The sequence below is a fragment of the Streptomyces sp. NBC_00016 genome, assembly GCF_045040885.1.
GTDB lineage: Bacteria > Actinomycetota > Actinomycetes > Streptomycetales > Streptomycetaceae > Streptomyces > Streptomyces coriariae.
Window position 1 is genome coordinate 8,704,206 of the sequence record NZ_CP108304.1, and the last position, 17,043, is coordinate 8,721,248.

Genomic DNA, 17,043 nt, shown 5'->3' on the forward strand with positions numbered 1-17,043 from the left:
ATTCCGCCGTCACGGACGCGTCGGCACCGTCTGAGAGGACCAGGTCACACACCCCGGGTGGCTGAAGGGTTCCCCCTCACGCCGATGCTCTTCAGCCACCCGGCCTCCCGCCGCGTCCCCTGCGCGGCCCTGACGCGCACAGGTCCTGTCGGACATGACGGACACGTCGCACCAGCCGAACCCGCCGAACCCGCCGAAAACCAGGAGAAGATCGTGGACCTTTCCCGCAGACGGTTCCTTCAGGCCGCCGTACTGACGGCCGCCGCGGCCGGCGCCACCGCAGCGTGCGGCGGCGGCTCGGCATCGAGCGGCGCCAAGGACAGCAAGAACCTGAGCCTCTGGTACTGGTCCGGAGGCCTCAGTGACAAGGTCGTCGCGGACGCCAAGAAGCACTTCTCCGAAATCAGCCTCAAGACCTCCGTGGTCGGCGGTGACTTCAAGACCAAGCTGCTCACCGGGCTGCGGGCCGCGCAGTCCGCCCCGGACATCACCGGCATCAAGGGCGAGGACATCGCCTCCTTCCTGCCCAACGCGGACCGCTTCGTCGACCTGAAGACCGTCGGCGCGGACAAGCTGGTGCCGCAGTACCTGTCGTGGAAGCTGAAGCAGGCCACCACCCAGGACGGCAAGCTCATCGGCTTCCCGATCGACATCGGCCCGTGCGCCACCTTCTACCGCGAGGACCTCTTCGCGCAGGCGGGCCTGCCCACCGATCCCACCGAGGTCTCCGCGCAACTCGCCACCTGGGACGACTACTTCAAGGCCGGCGTCGAGCTGCACAAGGCCGTGCCCAAGACCTTCCTCGTCAACAACATCGGCTCCGTCTTCACCATGGTCGTCGGCCAGGGCACCCAGCGGTTCATCGACGAGGACGGCAGGTTCATCGGCGACCAGGACCACATCCGGGCCGCCTGGACCACCGCCGTGAAGCCCTACACCCTCGGCATCGACGCCAAGATCAACGACAACACCTGGAACGCGGCCATCAGCGGCGGCACCCTGGGCACCGAGATAGGCGCCGCCTGGCACGCGCTGGACATCAGCAACGCGGCTCCCGGCACCAAGGGCAAGTGGCGGGTGGCGAGCCTGCCCGGCGGGCCGTCGAACCTGGGCGGGTCCTTCCTGGCCATCCCCGCGACCAGCGGCAATCCGGAAGAGGCCTTCAAGATCATCAGCTGGATCCTCGGTCCGGAGAACCAGGCCCGCGGTTTCACCGACGCGGCTCTGTTCCCGACCGCGCCGGCCGCGTACAAGCTGCCGGCGCTGACCGGCGGCGACGCCTTCTTCGGCGGCCAGAAGACCATCGAGATATTCGGCCCGGCGGCCGAGAAGATCCCCGCGGCCTACGAGGCACCCGCCGACGCGGCGGTCTCCGCGCCCTTCTACAGCGAGCTGACCAGCATCGAGGCCAAGGGCAAGGACCCCGACGAGGCATGGAAGGACGCGGTCGCCCAGGCCAAGCAGATCGCCCAGCGGCAGGGAGTGAAGTGACATGTCGTCAAGCCCGGTAGCCGGCCCGGCACCCACCGGACCGACCTCCGGAACCGACACCGGATCCACCGGGCGGCACGCTCCGGACCGTGTCCGCGGGCCGGGGCGGCGCGCCCCCCGGATCAGGCCGGTGTCCGCCGGGGCCCGGCGCGGGCCGCGCCGAAGGGTCGCCAGGTACTGGCCGCAGTACCTGGCCATCTCGCCGTACTACTTGATCTTCTCCGTCTTCATGCTCTTCCCGGTGCTCTACACCGTGTTCCTGGCCTTCCAGAAGTGGGACGGCATCGGGGACATGCACTTCGTCGGGTTCCAGCAGTTCCGCTTCCTCTGGGACGACCCGGTGTTCTGGCTCTCCGTCCGCAACACCCTGGTCATCTGGGTGCTGTCGACCGTGCCGATGCTCTTCATGGCCCTGGTGCTCGCGGTGCTGGTGAACTCCACCAAACGCCTCACGGCCTTCTACCGGGTCGCCCTGTTCATCCCCAGCATCACCTCGCTGGTGGCCATCGCGATCTTCTTCGGAGCGGTCTTCAGCAACAACTTCGGCCTGATCAACGCGATTCTGCGGGCGCTGCATCTGTCGGCCGTGCCCTGGATGAGCAACGAGTGGACGATCAAGCTGGTGATCTCGGCGCTGATGACCTGGCAGTGGACCGGCTACAACGCCATCATCTACCTGGCCGGCCTGCAGGCGATCCCCTCGGAGCTCTACGAGGCCGCCAGGATGGACGGGGCGGGACCGGTGCGGATCTTCCGCTCCATCACGATCCCGCTGCTGCGGCCCATCATCCTGTTCACCGTGGTGATCTCCACGGTCACCGGACTGCAGAGCTTCACCGAACCGCAGGTGCTGTTCGGCAGCGAGGCGGCCACCAACCCCAACTCCGGTGGACCCGGCCAGGCCGGCCTGACCACCTTGCTGTACTTCTACCACCAGGCCTTCGACAACAACGACTTCGGTTACGGGGCCGCGATCGTCTGGGCCTTCTTCCTGCTGATCCTGCTCATCGTCGTCATCAACTGGCGTCTGGTGCAGCGTAAGGAGCGACGGTCGTGAACAGCCGGAACCGTAAACGCCTGCGCGGGCTCAGCGTCCATCTCGTCCTGATGACGGGCGTCGTGATCTCGGTGTTCCCGTTCTACTGGATCGTCGTCATGGCGACGAACACCTCGCAGGACATCTACCGCTACCCGCCGAAGCTGTGGTTCGGCGACCATCTGCTGACCAACATCCAGCATCTGTTCGACCGGATGGCGTTCTTCGGTTCGCTGTCCAACACGGTGATCGTCGCGGTGTCCACGACGGTACTGGTGCTGTTCTTCGACTCGCTGGCCGCCTTCGCCTTCGCCAAGTACGACTTCCCCGGCAAGAAGTTCCTGTTCGGCGTGCTGCTGTCGATGTACATCCTGCCGACCCAGCTGGCGATCATCCCGCAGTACGAGATCATGGTCCAGCTGGGCTGGCTCGGCACGCTCAAGGCGCTCGTCGTGCCCGCCGCCGCCAACGCCTTCGGCATCTTCTGGATGCGTCAGTACACCACCACCAGCGTTCCCGACGAACTGCTCGACGCCGCCCGCATCGAGGGTGCCGGGTTCTTCCGGCTGTACTGGCACGTGGTGCTGCCGTGCGTCCGCCCGGCGCTGGCGTTCCTCGGCATCTACACGTTCATCGCGGCCTGGAACGACTACATCCTGCCCTTGGTGATGCTGGTCGACCCGAGCCGTCTCACCCTCCAGGTGGCGCTGGCCCAGCTGTACGCCGGACACTCCACCGACTACAGCATGGTGATGGCCGGGGTGCTGCTCTCGGTCATCCCCCTGGTGCTGGTGTTCACCTTCTTCGCCCGTGGATTCATCGCCGACGCCACCAAGGGGGCCCTGCGCTGACTCCCCCCGGGCCGGTCAGCGCACGGAGGCGGTGCGAATGGCGGCGATGTCGAACTGGAGGCGCACCTTCTCGCTCACCATGGCGCCGCCCTCGGCCAGTCGCGCGTTGTACGTCAGACCCCATTCGGAACGGTCGATGGTGGTGGTCCCGTCGAATCCGGCCCGTTCATAGCCGAACGGGTCGGTGACATGTCCTATGTAGGTGAGTTCAAGGGCTACGGGGCGAGTGGTCTCTTTGATGGTGAGGTCGCCGGTCATGCGATAGACGTCGGGGCCCGCGAGTTGTACGGCGGTACTGGTGAAACGCATACGCGGATAGGTCGCGGCATCCAGGAAGTCACGGCCGGTCAAATGCGCGTCGCGTTGCTCCACGCCGGTGTCGACGCTGGCGGTGGACATCACGATCTCGGCCCGTGAGCGGGCCGGGTTGCGGCCGTCGAAGTAGAGCCGGCTCTGGTACTCCGTGAAAGCACCGCGCACGGTGGTCACCAGGGCGTGCCGGACGGAGAAGCCGATACGGCTGTGCGCCGGGTCGATCATCCAGTCGCCGGTCAGCGCCGCGAGGGCGGGATTCGGCAGGCCGGCGGAGGGATGGGACGGCGAGTCGGCGGGGCGTCGCGGAGCTGTGGGGGGAGCCGGGCGTCGGGAGGAAGCGCCACGGGTGAACAGGTTCATGGTTCACGTAGTTACTGCACCGCGGATATCGCCGCAAGGCTCCCTCGGGCGCGACGGCGGAAGAATCCGTACCGAAAGGCTGATACACCATCACGGAATGACCGGCGGATACAATACCCACACATGCCCGTCACTCGATGGTCAAGCGAATCCACGGACTTCGGAAGGCAGTTCCGTAGCGGACCCGCTCGACGAAATCCGGGGAAATCGCCGTCAGGCGGCCGGGACGTCGAAGAGCCGTAGCTGGAGAGCCAGGGTGCTGTAGTAGCCCACCAGCGTGGACAGTTCGAAGAGGGTGCGTTCACCCAGGGCGGCGCGGGCCGTTTCGTACGCGCGCTCCTCCAGTGCTCCGGACCCGTCGAGGAGCGCGCGGGTGAACGTCCAGGCGGCCCGCTCGACGGGATCGGACAGGCCCAGGTCACGCCCCTCGCGCAGGGCCAGCAGTTCGTCGTCCGTCAGTCCGGCGGCGGCGCCGACGGGTTCGTGCGCGTGACGTTCGAAGGCGCTGTCCCGGGCCTGGGCGACCATGAGGATCGCGGTCTCCCGCAGCCGCGGGCCGAGTCCGGAGCGATAGCGGATCGCGGCTCCCAGTTCCTGGAGCGCGCGTCCCACGCCGGGCTCAGCAGCATCGCGTTGAACGGCCCCCGCAGGCATCCCTCGTCGTCGGTGAGCGCGAAGTGCCGTGGCCCCGCGGCGCGCGGTCCGCCGGTGATCTCCGCGTACAACGCCCGCTGTCCGGGGTCGAGTTCGGCCGGGGTGAGCGGTCGCAGCCGGGCGCTCAACGCGCTTCCTCCGCGACGGACGCCGCCAGCCCGGCCAGTTCGCCGTCCGTGAGGAGCCGGCCCGCGCGCGCCATCAGCTCCCGGGCCCGGGTGAGCACCTCGTCCACCTGGGCCGGGGTCGGGTCGACGCCCAGGGCGGTCAGCCTGTCGGCCAGGGTGTACGGCCCGCTGTCCGGGGTGAAGGGGATCTCGCGGGCGTTGCCGACGGCGGCCGGTTCGAGGCAGTTGTGGAGGAGCGGGTCGATCTCCGTCTCCTGGGTGATGAGGTCCATGCCGCCCCAGCAGAAGGCGTGGGTGCCGGTCACCGGATGGTTCCAGGCGGGGTGATAGCCCGTCAGGTCGGCTCCCGGGCCAGTTCGGTCAGGGCCTCGGTCCTGACGCCGGTGCGCACGCCGTACAGCGCCTCGAACGCGAGCGCGGTCGCCGCCAGGTCGGCGTTGCCGGGGCCGCCGCAGTAGCCGTTGACCGACAGTTCGACGGCGGTGGCGCCGGCCCGGATCGCGGCCACCGCGCAACCGACCGCGAGGCCGAAGGTGTTGTGCGGGTGCAGCCCGACCTCGACCCGGGGCGCGCGGGCCTTCGTGAGCCGGACGAGATGCGCGAACGCCTCGGGGCTCATCGCGCCCGGCCCGTCGAACAGGGTGAGTTCACCGGCTCCGGCCCCGGCGAGGACGGCGACGGACTCCTCGTGGGTCTCCTCGGTGGCGTACGAGACCATCAGCAGCGGCACGATCACGTCGAGGCCGAGATCGCGGGCGTACGCGACCAGCCGCGCCGCGCGGGCCAGGACGGCGGACCGGTCGCGCGGGGTGTCCGGTGCGCGCCACTCCGCGCCGCGCCAGGCCCGTAGGGGGACTCCGTGCGGGCGGGCACCGTCGAACGACTCGATGCCATGCGGCTGCTGGCCCGCTGCCCACGGCCGCTGTAGCCCCGCCTCCCCTCCGCATCCCTCGCCTCCCCTCGAAAGGACCCCGCGTGGCCAGGCTCCCCGACACCGACACCGACACCGACGGCACCGGTGAGGTCGCCCACCGCGTCCGCGCCCGTCGGGCGGCGCGCTGCGCCCCCTCGACCGGCTGCTGCTGCACAGCCCGGAGCTCGCCGACGGCTGGAACACCCTGCTCGGCGCGATCCGGGGACGCCTGCGGCTCCCGCCGGACATACGGGAGCTGGTGATCCTGCGGATCGCCGTGCTCAACCGCGCCGCGTACGAGTGGACGTGGCACGAGCCGGAGGCGCGCGGGGCCGGACTGAGCGACGCGGACCTGGCCGAACTGCGTCGCGACAGACCGGACTTCGACGAGCGCCGTCGACGGGTCATCGCCTACACCGATGCGATGACCCGTGACGTCCGGGTCTCCGCCGAGTCGTTCGACGCCCTCCGCGTCCACTTCACCGACGTCGAACTGGTCGAACTGACGGCGACCGTGGCCGCGTACAACATGGTGTCCCGCTTCCTCGTCGCGCTGGAGGTCTAGGAGCGGCCACCCCGGTGCCGCCGGAGGAAGCCGGTCAGTAGCCGGTTCCACGCGGCCGGCTGCTCCCAGTGCGGGTTGTGGCCGGCCTCGCGGACGACATGTGTCTCGACGTCCCGCAGGTGACCGGCGTTGAGGCGCATGACGGACGGCGGGCTGTACAGGTCGGCGTCTCCGGTGATGAGTTGCACGGGCAGGGTGAGGGTCTCCAGGGCCGACCAGGTGATCGTGTTCGCGAGGGACTGGGCGAAGGCGTCGGAGGTCCTGGCGCGTTCGTGGATCTCCCCCAGGCCGTCACCCCGTCCCGGTCGCCGCCCCGGTACGAGGGGCCGAGCTCCTTGAAGTCGGCGGGCAGGTCGCCGAACGGGTCGGGCTGGAGCGCGGCGGTCAGTTCCGCGTACTCCGCGTCCTGGACGCCCATGACACTCCCGGAGACGGTGAGGCTGCGCAGCCGGTCCCCGTACGACAGGGCGTAGTCGATCGCCACCGGGCCGCCCGCCGCCGAACCGGAGAGATGGAAGCGGCCCAGGCCCAGCCGGTCGGCGAGCGTGTCCAGGTCGCCGGAGGCGGTGTCGGCGTCGGCCTTGGTGCCGGCCACCGACCCGTAGGCACCCCGCCGCGAGTACCCGACGACGCGGAAACCCGCCGCGGCCAGCACCGGTTGCTGGTAGGGCCAGCTCTCGCCGCTGCCCGAGCCGGGGTGCAGCAGGACCACCGGTTCCCCCTCGCCCCCGGTGTCCCAGCACCAGAGGCTGCCGCCCCCGGACACCGGCACCTGGTACTCGCTCACAGGTGCCTGGTCGGGCACCGGTACCGGCTCCCACGGCTCCCACGGATCCCCGGCGGAAGCCGTGCCGGCCTCCGCCGTACCCTGGGTGGCGCCTGTCGCCGCGATCGCCGCCCACCACGGAACGCCTGGTGAAGGCCGGTGGATTCGTGCGGACTCGCTTCATGTCTCCTCGTTTCTCCGGTGACTGTTTCTCCGGTGATTCGGGGCTGGGGCACTTTCGGTCGATGTTTTCGTCGACGTTTCCGGCGCCTTTCCTGCCGACCTTTTTGCCGACGTTTCTGTTCACTTCCGGGTCGAACTGCGGTACTGGGGCCTGTCTGTCGACAGCTAGTGGGGGATCTCCGGTGGGGACCACCCTGGGGTGAGATAGTGTCGACACCGTTGCGTCGGCTGTGAGCCCGGACAGGCAGGGAGAAGCGCCGCATGACCGATCAGGACACGCACCTCGTGCTGGAGCGCCTCCTGCGGCTGCGGGACCGGCGTGAACCGCTGGTCGCGCAGATCGCCGAATGGGTCGGCGCGGGCATCATCGAGGGCCGGCTGGAGCCAGGTCAGGACCTCAACAGCGTCGATCTGTCACGCCGGTTCGAGACCAGCCGTACGCCCGTCCGCGAGGCGCTGATGCTCCTCGAACAGGAGCGCCTGGTCGAGATGAAGGCGCGCCGCCGCCCCAGGGTGGCCGCGCCGACCCCGCAGGACATCCGGGACATCTACCAGGTGCGCAAGAACCTCCTGTCGATGCTCGCGGGGCTGCTGGTGGAGCGGGCCGACGACGAGGAACTGGCCGAGCTGCGCACCCGGGTCGAACGGATGCGCGAGCTCGCCGACGGCGGTGACGTGGACGGGTACTTCTGGAACCACGTGCTGCTCCAGGAGCGGATGACCGAGATCGTCGGCAACCCCACGCTGAAGCAGATCCTGGACTCGCTGGCCCTGCGCACGCTGATGCTGCGGCACCTCAGCCTGACCCGGGCCGGCCGGCTCGCGCACAGCGTCGACGACCAGGAACGGCTGCTCCAGGCCTGCGAGGAGCGGGACGGGGAGCTGGCCTCCGCCCTGATCGCGGGGGCGACCGTACGGGCGCAGCGGGCCGTGGAGGAGCAGTTGGAGCAGGACGGCGCGGCACGCGGACGCAAGCCCGCGCGCGGCCGTCGCGCCGCTTCGTAACCCCCGCCGCAACACCCCCTGGGAACACTTCACTTGGCCAGTACTCCGCCGTCCACGGGGAAGTTGCCGCCCGTCACCCAGGCCGACTCCCGCGACGCGAGGTAGACCGCGCACCAGGCGATGTCCTCGGGCGTCCCGACCCGGCCCAGCGGGATCCGGGCCAGCAGCGCCTCCCGGGCCGCGCCGTCGTGGGCCCCGGCGGACTCGGTCGCGGGCGTCCGCACCATGCCGGGCGAGATGGTGTTGGCGCGGATGCCCGACGGGCCTCCCTCGACGGCGAGTTGACGGGTCAGGCCGAGCACGGCCGACTTGCCCGCGCAGTGCGCGACCATCCCGAAGGTCGCGCTGCTCCGGAAGGCGTTCACCGAGGCGAAGTTGATGATCGAGCCGCCGCCCGAGGCCACCATGTGCGACCACGCGGCCCGTACGGGCAGGAAGACCACGTCCACCTCGCCGCGCAGGGTCGGCGACCACTGTGTGCCGAAGTCCATCTCGGCGGCCGTCGCCAGGTGCGGGGCGATGGCCCCCGCCGTCACCAGGACGTCGATCCGGCCGTGACGCTCGGCCGCCTCGTCGGCGAAACGCCGGGCGTCGGCGGGGACGGTCATGTCGAGCGGCGCGAGGACCTCGACGGCCAGCCCCCGGTCGGCGGCCGCCTTGCGGGTCCGCCCGGCCGCCGCCGGGTCGAGGTCGCAGCCGACGACGGTCGCGCCCTGCTCGGCGAAGAGCAGCGCGCAGCCCTGGCCGATCCCGGCGCCGGCGCCGGTGACGAGGGCGACTTTCCCGGAGAGTCTGGCGGTCACATGGACCCCTTTCGCAAGGCGGTCTCGGCAGTCGTACGCGACCGCGACGCGGCGCGCACCTCTTTCCTGGTGTCGACACTAGGGCTCGGTCAAGGGGTTGGGGGCGCAGGGAAAGCATTTCTGTCGACAGTAGTGGCGTGCCGCGCGCCCACGGCAGGCGGGGCGGCCGGCATCTCAGGCGGCCGGGAGCCGCTCGACGAAGTGCTCCAGGTCCTCGGTCGTGGGCCTCAGCAGGCCGTCGCGCAGAGCGAGCGCCGTGGCCTCGGCGCGGGAGGCGCTGCCGGTCTTGCGGAGCAGATGCTCGACATGGCTGTGCACGGTCCGCGGGGACAGGAACAGGGCCTGGGCGATGGCCTGGTTGGTCTGGCCGCGGGCGGCGCGGGTGAGCACCTCCAACTCGCGCGGGCTCAGACCGTACGGCAGCTCGGTGGGCGTCTCGGTCACCAGGACCGACTGCCGGGCGATCGGTGACCCCGAGGTGCACCGGCGCAGCACGACTCGGTGCCAGTCGCGCCCCACCGGCCACAGTGCCCGCAGCCGCAGGCCGCCCGAAGCGGTGAACTCCGCGACCAGGCGGCGGAACGCGGGGTCCGTCAGCACCCTGGCGGGCCCGCGGCCGGGCAGGTCGATGGCGCCGTCGGCCGTGACCAGGTTCGCGCCCGCGGCGGCCGGCAGGTCGTGGATGTCGCCGCTGTGCGACGTCGGGTCGGCGAGCGCGCCGAGGGCGGGCAGCATCGAGGCCAGCAGCCGGCGCGCCTCCGTGTCGTAGGTGCCCGGCCCCGCGGCGGACAGGTTGACCAGTCCGACCAGGCGGCCCTGGTGGCGCAGGGCGCCGGTCAGCGCGTCCCGGAACCCGGCGGGGCGGACCCGCTCGGCGTAGAACCAGCCGTTGCGGAAACGCTGCCCGCCGGACGTCATGTCCTCGACGTCCTCGGTGATGGACTGGGGCAGGCTCTGCCGGACCACGTTGGCGTACCAGGGCGTCGAGGTGAACTCGGCGGCCAGCGACTCGGACGTCCCGGCGGGGTAGCCGATGCCCGCGAGCTGTACATGGGTGCCCGTGATCGGATCGATGGCGAGCAATGTCGCCGCGTCCAGTGGGAGGGCGTGCGCGAGCTCGCGCAGGGCCTGGGCGCAGGCGGACGCGGTGTCGCGTTCGCGGGTGAGCATGCCGATGCGGGTGGCTGCCGCGAGCTGCTGGTGGCTGATCATGCGGGCCTCCGGGAACCCACGACCAGGAATGTCGTTTGGTCCCTAACGATATGGGTCCTTCGACGGCCGGACAAGACGTTCACCGATTTCGTGACCGGATGTCCGCCACCACCGCCCGGCACTTCGGGCGCTCGGTATTTGTACGGATGGCGGGCCGGGACGCCCGGGTCTTTCCTGTTCGCACAGCCGGACGCCCGACGTCAGCAGGACCGGGCCACATTCCTCGGAGACCGCCGCCATGAACAGATTTCCGTCCCCTTCCCAGGCCTCGCGCCGGCAGTTCCTCGCCTTGTCCGGCGGCACCCTCGCCACCGGACTCCTGGGCGCCGCCGGCTGCGCGGCACCGGACGAGGGGACGAACTCCACGCAGGCCGCGGGAGCCTCGGCGACGGGGGCGCGCACCCTCACCCGGATCGGCCTGGACTACCCCTTCACCCAGCTCCCGCTCTACTCGACACTGGTCAAGCTGTCCTCCGCCGCCGCCGAGAAGCACGGCGTCTCCCTGCTGACCACGAGCGACGCGAGCAGTGCCGACACCCAGGCCACCAATCTGCACACCTGGGTCTCCCGGAAGGTCCCGGCCATCGTGTCGTTCCCGATGGTCTTCGAGGCCGCCGAGTCGATCGCCGAGGCCGCCATGCACGCCGGACTGATCTGGGTCACGTACGGCGGATCGCTGGAGCACCAGAGCGCGGACATCCAGTTCAGCTTCCGCGAGGGCGGCACGCTCCTGGGGGAGGCCGCCGCCCGGTGGGCGCACGAGCGGCTCGGCGGCAAGGGCAAGATCGCGTTCCTCACGGACGACACGATCCAACTCGGCCGCGAGCGCACCAAGGGCATGATCGACGCCTTCACCAAGGCCGCGCCCGGCGTCGACGTGGTCGCCCGGGAGCAGGCCATCGACCCCGACACCGGGCTGTCGAAGTCCCGCGCCCTGCTGGCCAAGCACCCCGACCTCAACATCATCCTCGGGGTCACGGACGCCGCCGCGTACGGCGGGTTCAAGGCGCTCCAGCAGACGGGCCGCGGGGCGACCGACGCCAGGACCTTCGTCGGCGGACAGGACGGCGCGGCCCCCTCCCTCCTGGCGATCAAACAGGGCACCTTCTACCGCGCGTCGGCCGCCCTGGCGCCGCAGGACATCGCGAACGCCGTCGTCGACGTACCCCTCGCGGTCGCCGCGGGGAAGACGAACCCCGGCGTCCAGGTGCCCATCACGCTCGTCGGGCCCGGCGACACCGCGCGCATCGACGCCCTGCTCGCCCAGAACTCCTAGGCGCCCGCGATGACGGAACCGACCCTCCGCATCAGCGGCCTCGGCAAGTCCTTCGGCGGTGTCCGCGCGCTGGACGGCGTCGACCTCACCGTCCCGGCGGGCCAGGTGCACGCGCTCCTCGGCCACAACGGCGCCGGCAAGTCGACCCTGATCAAGTGTCTCGGCGGCGCCTTCCCGCCGGACACCGGCACGATGGCGGTGAACGGGACCGCGTACACCCGGCTGAGTCCGCGCGAGTCGATCGCCGCCGGCGTGGCGATCATCTTCCAGACGCTCAGCGTCGTCGACTCCCTCACGGTGGCCGAGAACATCTTCCTCGGCCAGGAGTGGACCCGGTACGGAACCGTCCACCGACGCGCCCAGGAAGAGGTGGCCGCCGGTCTGCTGGAGCGGGTCACGGCAACCTGCTCGCCTCGCGACCGGGTGGGAGAACTCCCCATGGCACAGCGTCAGTTGGTGGAGATCGCCAAGGCGCTCAGCCGCAGCGCCTCGGTGCTCGTCCTGGACGAACCCACCGCCGCCCTGTCCGGGACGGAGAGCGACGCCCTCGCCGCGCGCGTCGAACACCTGCGGGACCAGGGCCTGGCCATCGTCTACGTCACCCATCTGCTCGCCGAGGTGGAGCGACTCGCGGACGCGGTGACGGTACTGAGGGACGGCCGCGTGAGCCACCGCTCGACGGTCTCGGGACAGACCAGAGGAGAACTGGTGGAGGCCATCGTCGGAGCGGCGTCTTCCGAGCACCTCCCGGGAAAACCACTCAAGGCGCGCGGGGAATTGCGCGACCCGCCGCGGACGACCGTACCGCCGCCGGACGACAAGCAGCCCCCACCCCTCAGGCGCCCACGCGCTCCCCGCCTCACCGTGACCGCCCTGCAAGGCCCCGGCTTCGGCCCCGTCGACCTGGCCGTCGCCGAGGGCGAGATCGTCGGCCTGTACGGCCTCGTCGGCGCAGGCCGCACCCGCATCCTCGAGACCCTCTTCGGCAGGCGCCCCGCGACAGCCGGAACCGTCCGCGTGGGGGACCGGACCGTCACGGTCACCCGCCCCGCGGACGCGCTCGCCGCAGGCCTCGCCCTCGTCCCCGGCGACCGACGCCGACAGGCGGTGTTCCCGGTGCTGAGCGCCCAGGACAACGTGCTGCTCCCGTCGGTACGCACGCTGGCCCGGCACGGAGTGCGGGCCCTGCGTGCCGAACGGCGGATCTTCGGCGCGCTGTCCGAAGCCGTGGGGCTGCGCCCGGACCGGCCACGGCTGCCGGCCGCCGCCTTCTCCGGCGGGAACCAGCAGAAGCTCGTCCTGGGCAGGTGGATCAACGAGGCGCGCGACATCGGCGTACTGCTCCTGGACGAGCCCACCCAGGGCGTCGACGTGGGCGCCCGCCAGGAGATCTACCAGGTGGTGTCCTCGCTGGCCGAACAGCGGGACACCGCCGTGCTGTTCGCCTCGAGCGACCCCGAGGAGATCGTCGCGCTCGCCCACCGCTGCCTGATCGTCGCCGCCGGCCGTGTCGTCGGCGAACTGTCCGGCGCCGCACTCACCGAGGCCGCCCTGCTCTCGGCCGTCCACGAAGCCGACCACCCGACCTCCCCGAGCCCGGAAGGAGCGGCATGACCACCGCGACCACGACCACCGCCTCCACCGACCCCTTCCCGCCGACCCCGCGAGCGCGGGCGGACGTCGGGCTGAACGCCGTACGGCGGCATCCGCTGCTCCTCGTCCTCGCCCTCATGGTGCTGGTCTTCCAGCTGACGACCGGCACCTTCCTGGACGCGGGCAACCTGCGCGGCATCGCCACCGACGCCGCCACCCTCGCCATCGTGGCCGTGCCCCTGGCCCTGCTGGTCATCAGCGGCTACCTCGACCTCTCGGTCGGCTCCACCCTCGCGCTCGGCGGACTGGTGGCCGGCTGGCTCGCCGGGCAGCAGCACCAGTCCCCGCTCGTCGCCGTCCTCGGCGCGCTGGCCGTGGGCGCCGCGGTCGGTGCTGTGAACGGCATCCTGTGCTGCTACCTGGGACTGTCCGCGTTCATCGTGACGCTGGGCATGCTGACGGCGGTGCGCGGCTTCGCCCAGCAGCTCTTCCCGCTGCCGCTGAGCGGCTTCGGCTCCGGGTTCGCCTGGCTCGGCGGGTCGCGGATCGCCGGGATCGACGCACCGGTCGTCCTCGCCGCGCTCGTCCTGGTCGCGGGCGCCCTGTTCCTGGCGCTCACCCCGGCCGGGCGGCACGTCTTCGCGATCGGTGTCAACCGGGAGGCCGCCCACCTCTCCGGCATCGCCGTCCGCCGTACGCCGTTCGCGCTGTTCCTCGTCACGGGGGCCGCCGCCGCGCTGGCCGGGGCGATCAAGGCGTCGGTGCTGGACAGCGTCGTCGCCGGCACCTCGGGGGCCGGGTTCGAACTGACTGTGCTCACCGCCGTCCTCCTCGGCGGGGTGGCGCTCACCGGCGGCTCCGGTTCGGTCCTCGGTGTCCTGCTCGGCGTGCTGTTCCTCGGCTGTCTCCAGAACGGCCTGACACTGCTGAGCGTGCCGACGTTCTGGCAGCAGATGGCCCAGGGCACCGCCCTGGTCGCGGGAGCGGCCCTCGCCTGCTTCGGCCCGCGACCGACCCGGTGACCCGCATCGCCCCGCCCCGCCCCCACTCCGAGAGGACCCACGTGAACGACAGCGCCCCCTCCCTCGTCCTGACCGGCGGCCAGGTCCTGACCGTCGACGCCGACTTCACCGTGAGCGAGGGCGTGGCCGTGCGCGGGCGCGACATCGTCGCCGTCGGCAGCGACGCGGAGATGCGCGCCCTGGTCGGACCCGGCACCCGGCTCGTCGAACTCGGCGGCCGGACCGTGCTGCCCGGCATCAACGACTCCCACCTCCACGGAGCCGCTTACGGCCTGACCAAGTCGCCGTTCGCCCTCGACGTCGGCCACCCGGCGGTCGGATCGATCGCCGACATCGCCGACGCCGTCGGCCGGGCGGCCCGCACGGCCCGGCCCGGCGACTGGATCATCGGCCTGGGCTGGGACACCGGCTACCTGGCCGAGTGCCTGGCCGACCCCGGGCGCTTCCCGCACCGTCGGGACCTGGACACGGTCGCACCCGACAACCCCGTCTGTCTGACGCACTTCTCCTCACACCTCGTGTGGGTCAACAGCGCCGCGCTGCGCCGCTGCGGTGTCGACGGGGCCGGCCAGCCCCCGCCGGGCGGTGTCATCGACGCCGACCCCGACGGCCGGCCCACCGGCATCCTGCGCGAGGCCGCCCAGGAACTCGTCAACGCCCGGCTGCCCTCGCCCACCGTCGCGCAACGCCGCGAAGCCATCCAGGGCGTGGTGCGCGAACTCCACACCCGTGGCATCACCAGCTACACCGAGCCAGGACTCGGCCCCGGCGGCGCCACCTCCCTCCTCGGCGGGCTGAGCACCGACAACTGGACCGCCTACGCCGAGCTCGCCGCGAGCGGAGAGCTCCAGGCCCGGGTCAGCGTCCTGCTGCTGCCCGCCCCGATGGGCGGCTCGGCCGACGACATGCGCAGGGGACTGGCCGAACTGCGCCGCCCCAGGACCGCGGACCCACGCCTGCTCGACGCCATCGGCGTCAAGATCTTCGCCGACGGGGTGCCGCCCAACCGCACGGCGTGGATGAACGAGCCGTACGCCGACGGCGGCCACGGCGCGCTGTGCGTGCACGGCGACACACCCGCCCTGCGCAGCGACGAACTGCGCGAGATGATCCGCGTCGCCCATGAGGCGGGCTTCCAGCTCGGCGTGCACGTCACCGGCGACCGGGCCATCGACGAGGTCGTCGACGCCTTCGTCGCCGCGAACACCGCCGTGCCGCGACCCGACGCCCGGCACTACGTCATCCACGGCGACTTCGTCGGCGCGCGCAGCCTCGCCAAGCTTGCCGCCCACGGCTACGGCGTCAACATGAACCCGGCCATCAAGTGGACCATCTCCGACCTGATGGACGGGGTCGTCGGCCCCGAGCGCTCCGCCTACCAGTGGCCCGTACGGTCGGCGGTCGAGGCCGGGGTGACCGTGTGCGCGAGCTCCGACGCGCCGATCACGGAGCCCGACTGGCGGCAGGGGGTGACCGCGATGCTGCTGCGGGAGTCCAAGGCCAGCGGCCGGCGCAGCGGACCCGAGCAGTGCGTTCCGCTGGCGGACGCGCTGCGCTCGTACACGGTCAACCCGGCCCGACAGGACTTCGCCGAGGGCTGGAAGGGGTCGATCGAGGCCGGGAAGGTCGCGGATCTGTGCGTCCTGGACCGCCCCCTGCTGGACCGGGACCCGCACACCCTCACCGACGCCGAGGTGGACCTGACGGTGTTCGACGGCCGGATCGTGCACGAACGCTGAGCAGGGACGGGACACGGAAGAGAGACGCGACACCGAGCAGGGACAGGACACGAAGAGAGACATGACCACCGCCGACAAGACCACCGCCGACATGACCACCGCCGACGCGACCGCCGCAGACGCGACCGCCGCACCTCGGATGCTGCTCGTCCTCAGCGAGAACTGGACGCTCACCGGCGGCCGGGCCGACCTGCCCGCCGCGATCCGGTGGGCGCGCGAGGCCGAGGAAGCCGGCTTCGACGCCGTCATGGTCAGCGAGCACATCGTGCTCGGCCCGGACGCCGCCGCCGACGGCGTCATGGGCAACCCCCGCGACTACGCCCTGCCGGGCAACCAGGACCCGTTCACCCCCTGGCCCCACTCGCTGCTCCTGCTCGCCGCCATCGCCTCCGTCACGGAGCGCCTGCGCCTGGCCGCCGCCGCCGTCCTGGCACCCCTGCGTCACCCGCTGCTGATGGCACGGGAACTGGGCACCCTGGACCTGATCAGCGAAGGACGCCTGCTGGTGCAGCCGACGGTGAGCTGGAGCCGGGACGAGTACGACGCTCTGGGCGTCCCCTTCGGACAGCGCGGGCGGCTGCTCGACGAGCACCTCGACATCTGGGCGAAGGCCTGGGGAGCGTCGCCGATCTCGCACGAGAGCGAGCACTACCCGTTCCGGGACGTCCACTTCGAACCCAAGGCGTTCCACCCCACCGGACCACGGCTCTGGTTCGGCGGTCAGCGCCTCGGCGGGCCCGTCCTGCGCAGGCTCGTACGGTACGGCCACGGCTTCCATCCGCTGGGGCGGCCGACACCGCAGGACCTGCGGACGCTCGGCGAGGCCATGGCCGCGGCCGGCCGGGACGTCGCCGACCTGGAGATGATCGGCGGCACCCGGGCGGTCTTCCCCGACGACCACTCCACCGCGGACCTCGGCGCGGCGCTCGCCTGCATCCCGGAACAGCTGGAACAGGGCTTCACCACCTTCTGCGTCAAGCCCAACCAGTTCATCGACGACCCGTCGGCCGTCGGCGCGTTCTGCCGTGAGGTGATGCGCCGCGTCGAGGCACTCACCGCCTGAGGAGGCGCACTCCCGGTGGGCCTGTCGTTTCGTACAATTTGAGTCCGAACAACACGACGACCCACGCA

At 71.2% G+C, this 17,043-nt stretch carries 17 protein-coding genes; 10 read left to right on the top strand and 7 right to left on the bottom strand.

From position 1 onward, the window contains the following. Positions 1-213 precede the first annotated feature (213 nt). The 3 genes from OG933_RS38630 (at position 214) to OG933_RS38640 (ending at position 3,378) form a co-directional block, all read left to right on the top strand. Positions 214-1,491: an extracellular solute-binding protein gene (locus tag OG933_RS38630; protein ID WP_405631663.1), complete on the top strand. Its 1,278-nt coding sequence runs from the start codon at positions 214-216 to the stop codon at positions 1,489-1,491. 130 nt (positions 1,492-1,621) lie between these two features. Continuing rightward, the gene (locus OG933_RS38635; RefSeq protein WP_362521453.1) at positions 1,622-2,548 is read left to right on the top strand and encodes a sugar ABC transporter permease; all 927 of its coding nucleotides are present in this window, start codon (positions 1,622-1,624) and stop codon (positions 2,546-2,548) included. Between the two features lie 50 nt (positions 2,549-2,598). After that, entirely contained in the window at positions 2,599-3,378 is a 780-nt protein-coding gene (locus OG933_RS38640; protein WP_082412734.1) for a carbohydrate ABC transporter permease, read from the top strand. Positions 3,379-3,393: 15 nt separating this feature from the next. Here the strand turns inward: OG933_RS38640 and OG933_RS38645 are convergent, their stop codons facing one another. From OG933_RS38645 to OG933_RS38660, 4 genes are all read right to left on the bottom strand, one after another. After that, a complete protein-coding gene (locus OG933_RS38645) occupies positions 3,394-4,053 on the bottom strand; it encodes a YceI family protein (protein ID WP_405631665.1) in 660 nt (219 codons plus the stop codon). A gap of 213 nt (positions 4,054-4,266) precedes the next feature. Further along, positions 4,267-4,665, bottom strand: coding sequence for a carboxymuconolactone decarboxylase family protein (locus OG933_RS38650; RefSeq protein ID WP_405631668.1), 399 nt, complete (start codon positions 4,663-4,665; stop codon positions 4,267-4,269). Positions 4,666-4,831: 166 nt separating this feature from the next. Continuing rightward, positions 4,832-5,140 carry a hypothetical protein gene (locus tag OG933_RS38655; RefSeq protein WP_405631671.1) on the bottom strand — a complete coding sequence of 103 codons (309 nt, stop codon included), beginning with the start codon at positions 5,138-5,140 and terminating at the stop codon, positions 4,832-4,834. A 29-nt stretch (positions 5,141-5,169) separates the two neighbouring features. Beyond that, the gene (locus tag OG933_RS38660) at positions 5,170-5,997 is read right to left on the bottom strand and encodes a hypothetical protein (RefSeq protein WP_405631673.1); all 828 of its coding nucleotides are present in this window, start codon (positions 5,995-5,997) and stop codon (positions 5,170-5,172) included. Between OG933_RS38660 and OG933_RS38665 the strand changes: the two genes are divergently transcribed. Then, positions 5,978-6,313 carry a carboxymuconolactone decarboxylase family protein gene (locus OG933_RS38665; RefSeq protein WP_405633638.1) on the top strand — a complete coding sequence of 112 codons (336 nt, stop codon included), beginning with the start codon at positions 5,978-5,980 and terminating at the stop codon, positions 6,311-6,313. The two genes, OG933_RS38660 and OG933_RS38665, sit on opposite strands and share 20 nt — an antisense overlap. Positions 6,314-6,347: 34 nt before the next feature. On the opposite strand, the gene OG933_RS38670 is transcribed toward OG933_RS38665, so the two are convergent. Next, entirely contained in the window at positions 6,348-7,118 is a 771-nt protein-coding gene (locus OG933_RS38670) for an alpha/beta fold hydrolase (RefSeq protein WP_405631675.1), read from the bottom strand. Positions 7,119-7,523: 405 nt separating this feature from the next. Between OG933_RS38670 and OG933_RS38675 the strand changes: the two genes are divergently transcribed. Next, positions 7,524-8,267 (top strand): GntR family transcriptional regulator, encoded by a 744-nt coding sequence (locus tag OG933_RS38675; RefSeq protein ID WP_405631677.1) that lies wholly within the window; start codon positions 7,524-7,526, stop codon positions 8,265-8,267. A gap of 29 nt (positions 8,268-8,296) precedes the next feature. Here the strand turns inward: OG933_RS38675 and OG933_RS38680 are convergent, their stop codons facing one another. Both OG933_RS38680 and OG933_RS38685 read right to left on the bottom strand, forming a co-directional pair. Beyond that, on the bottom strand, positions 8,297-9,070 hold the full coding sequence (locus OG933_RS38680; RefSeq protein ID WP_405631679.1) for an SDR family NAD(P)-dependent oxidoreductase: 774 nt from the start codon (positions 9,068-9,070) through the stop codon (positions 8,297-8,299). 174 nt (positions 9,071-9,244) lie between these two features. Next, positions 9,245-10,282 (bottom strand): response regulator transcription factor, encoded by a 1,038-nt coding sequence (locus OG933_RS38685; RefSeq protein ID WP_405631680.1) that lies wholly within the window; start codon positions 10,280-10,282, stop codon positions 9,245-9,247. Between the two features lie 238 nt (positions 10,283-10,520). On the opposite strand from OG933_RS38685, the gene OG933_RS38690 reads away from it, so the two are divergent. The 5 genes from OG933_RS38690 to OG933_RS38710 all read left to right on the top strand — a co-directional run bounded on the left by OG933_RS38690 (position 10,521) and on the right by OG933_RS38710 (position 16,975). After that, the gene (locus OG933_RS38690) at positions 10,521-11,558 is read left to right on the top strand and encodes a sugar ABC transporter substrate-binding protein (protein ID WP_405631683.1); all 1,038 of its coding nucleotides are present in this window, start codon (positions 10,521-10,523) and stop codon (positions 11,556-11,558) included. 9 nt (positions 11,559-11,567) lie between these two features. Further along, positions 11,568-13,172, top strand: a complete 1,605-nt coding sequence (locus OG933_RS38695; protein ID WP_405631686.1) for a sugar ABC transporter ATP-binding protein — start codon at positions 11,568-11,570, stop codon at positions 13,170-13,172. After that, positions 13,169-14,173, top strand: coding sequence for an ABC transporter permease (locus OG933_RS38700; RefSeq protein WP_405631689.1), 1,005 nt, complete (start codon positions 13,169-13,171; stop codon positions 14,171-14,173). The genes OG933_RS38695 and OG933_RS38700 overlap by 4 nt, the downstream gene beginning before the upstream one ends. A 41-nt stretch (positions 14,174-14,214) precedes the next feature. Further along, positions 14,215-15,912 carry an amidohydrolase gene (locus OG933_RS38705; protein ID WP_405631691.1) on the top strand — a complete coding sequence of 566 codons (1,698 nt, stop codon included), beginning with the start codon at positions 14,215-14,217 and terminating at the stop codon, positions 15,910-15,912. A gap of 139 nt (positions 15,913-16,051) precedes the next feature. Further along, positions 16,052-16,975: an LLM class flavin-dependent oxidoreductase gene (locus tag OG933_RS38710; protein ID WP_405633640.1), complete on the top strand. Its 924-nt coding sequence runs from the start codon at positions 16,052-16,054 to the stop codon at positions 16,973-16,975. Positions 16,976-17,043 lie beyond the last annotated feature (68 nt).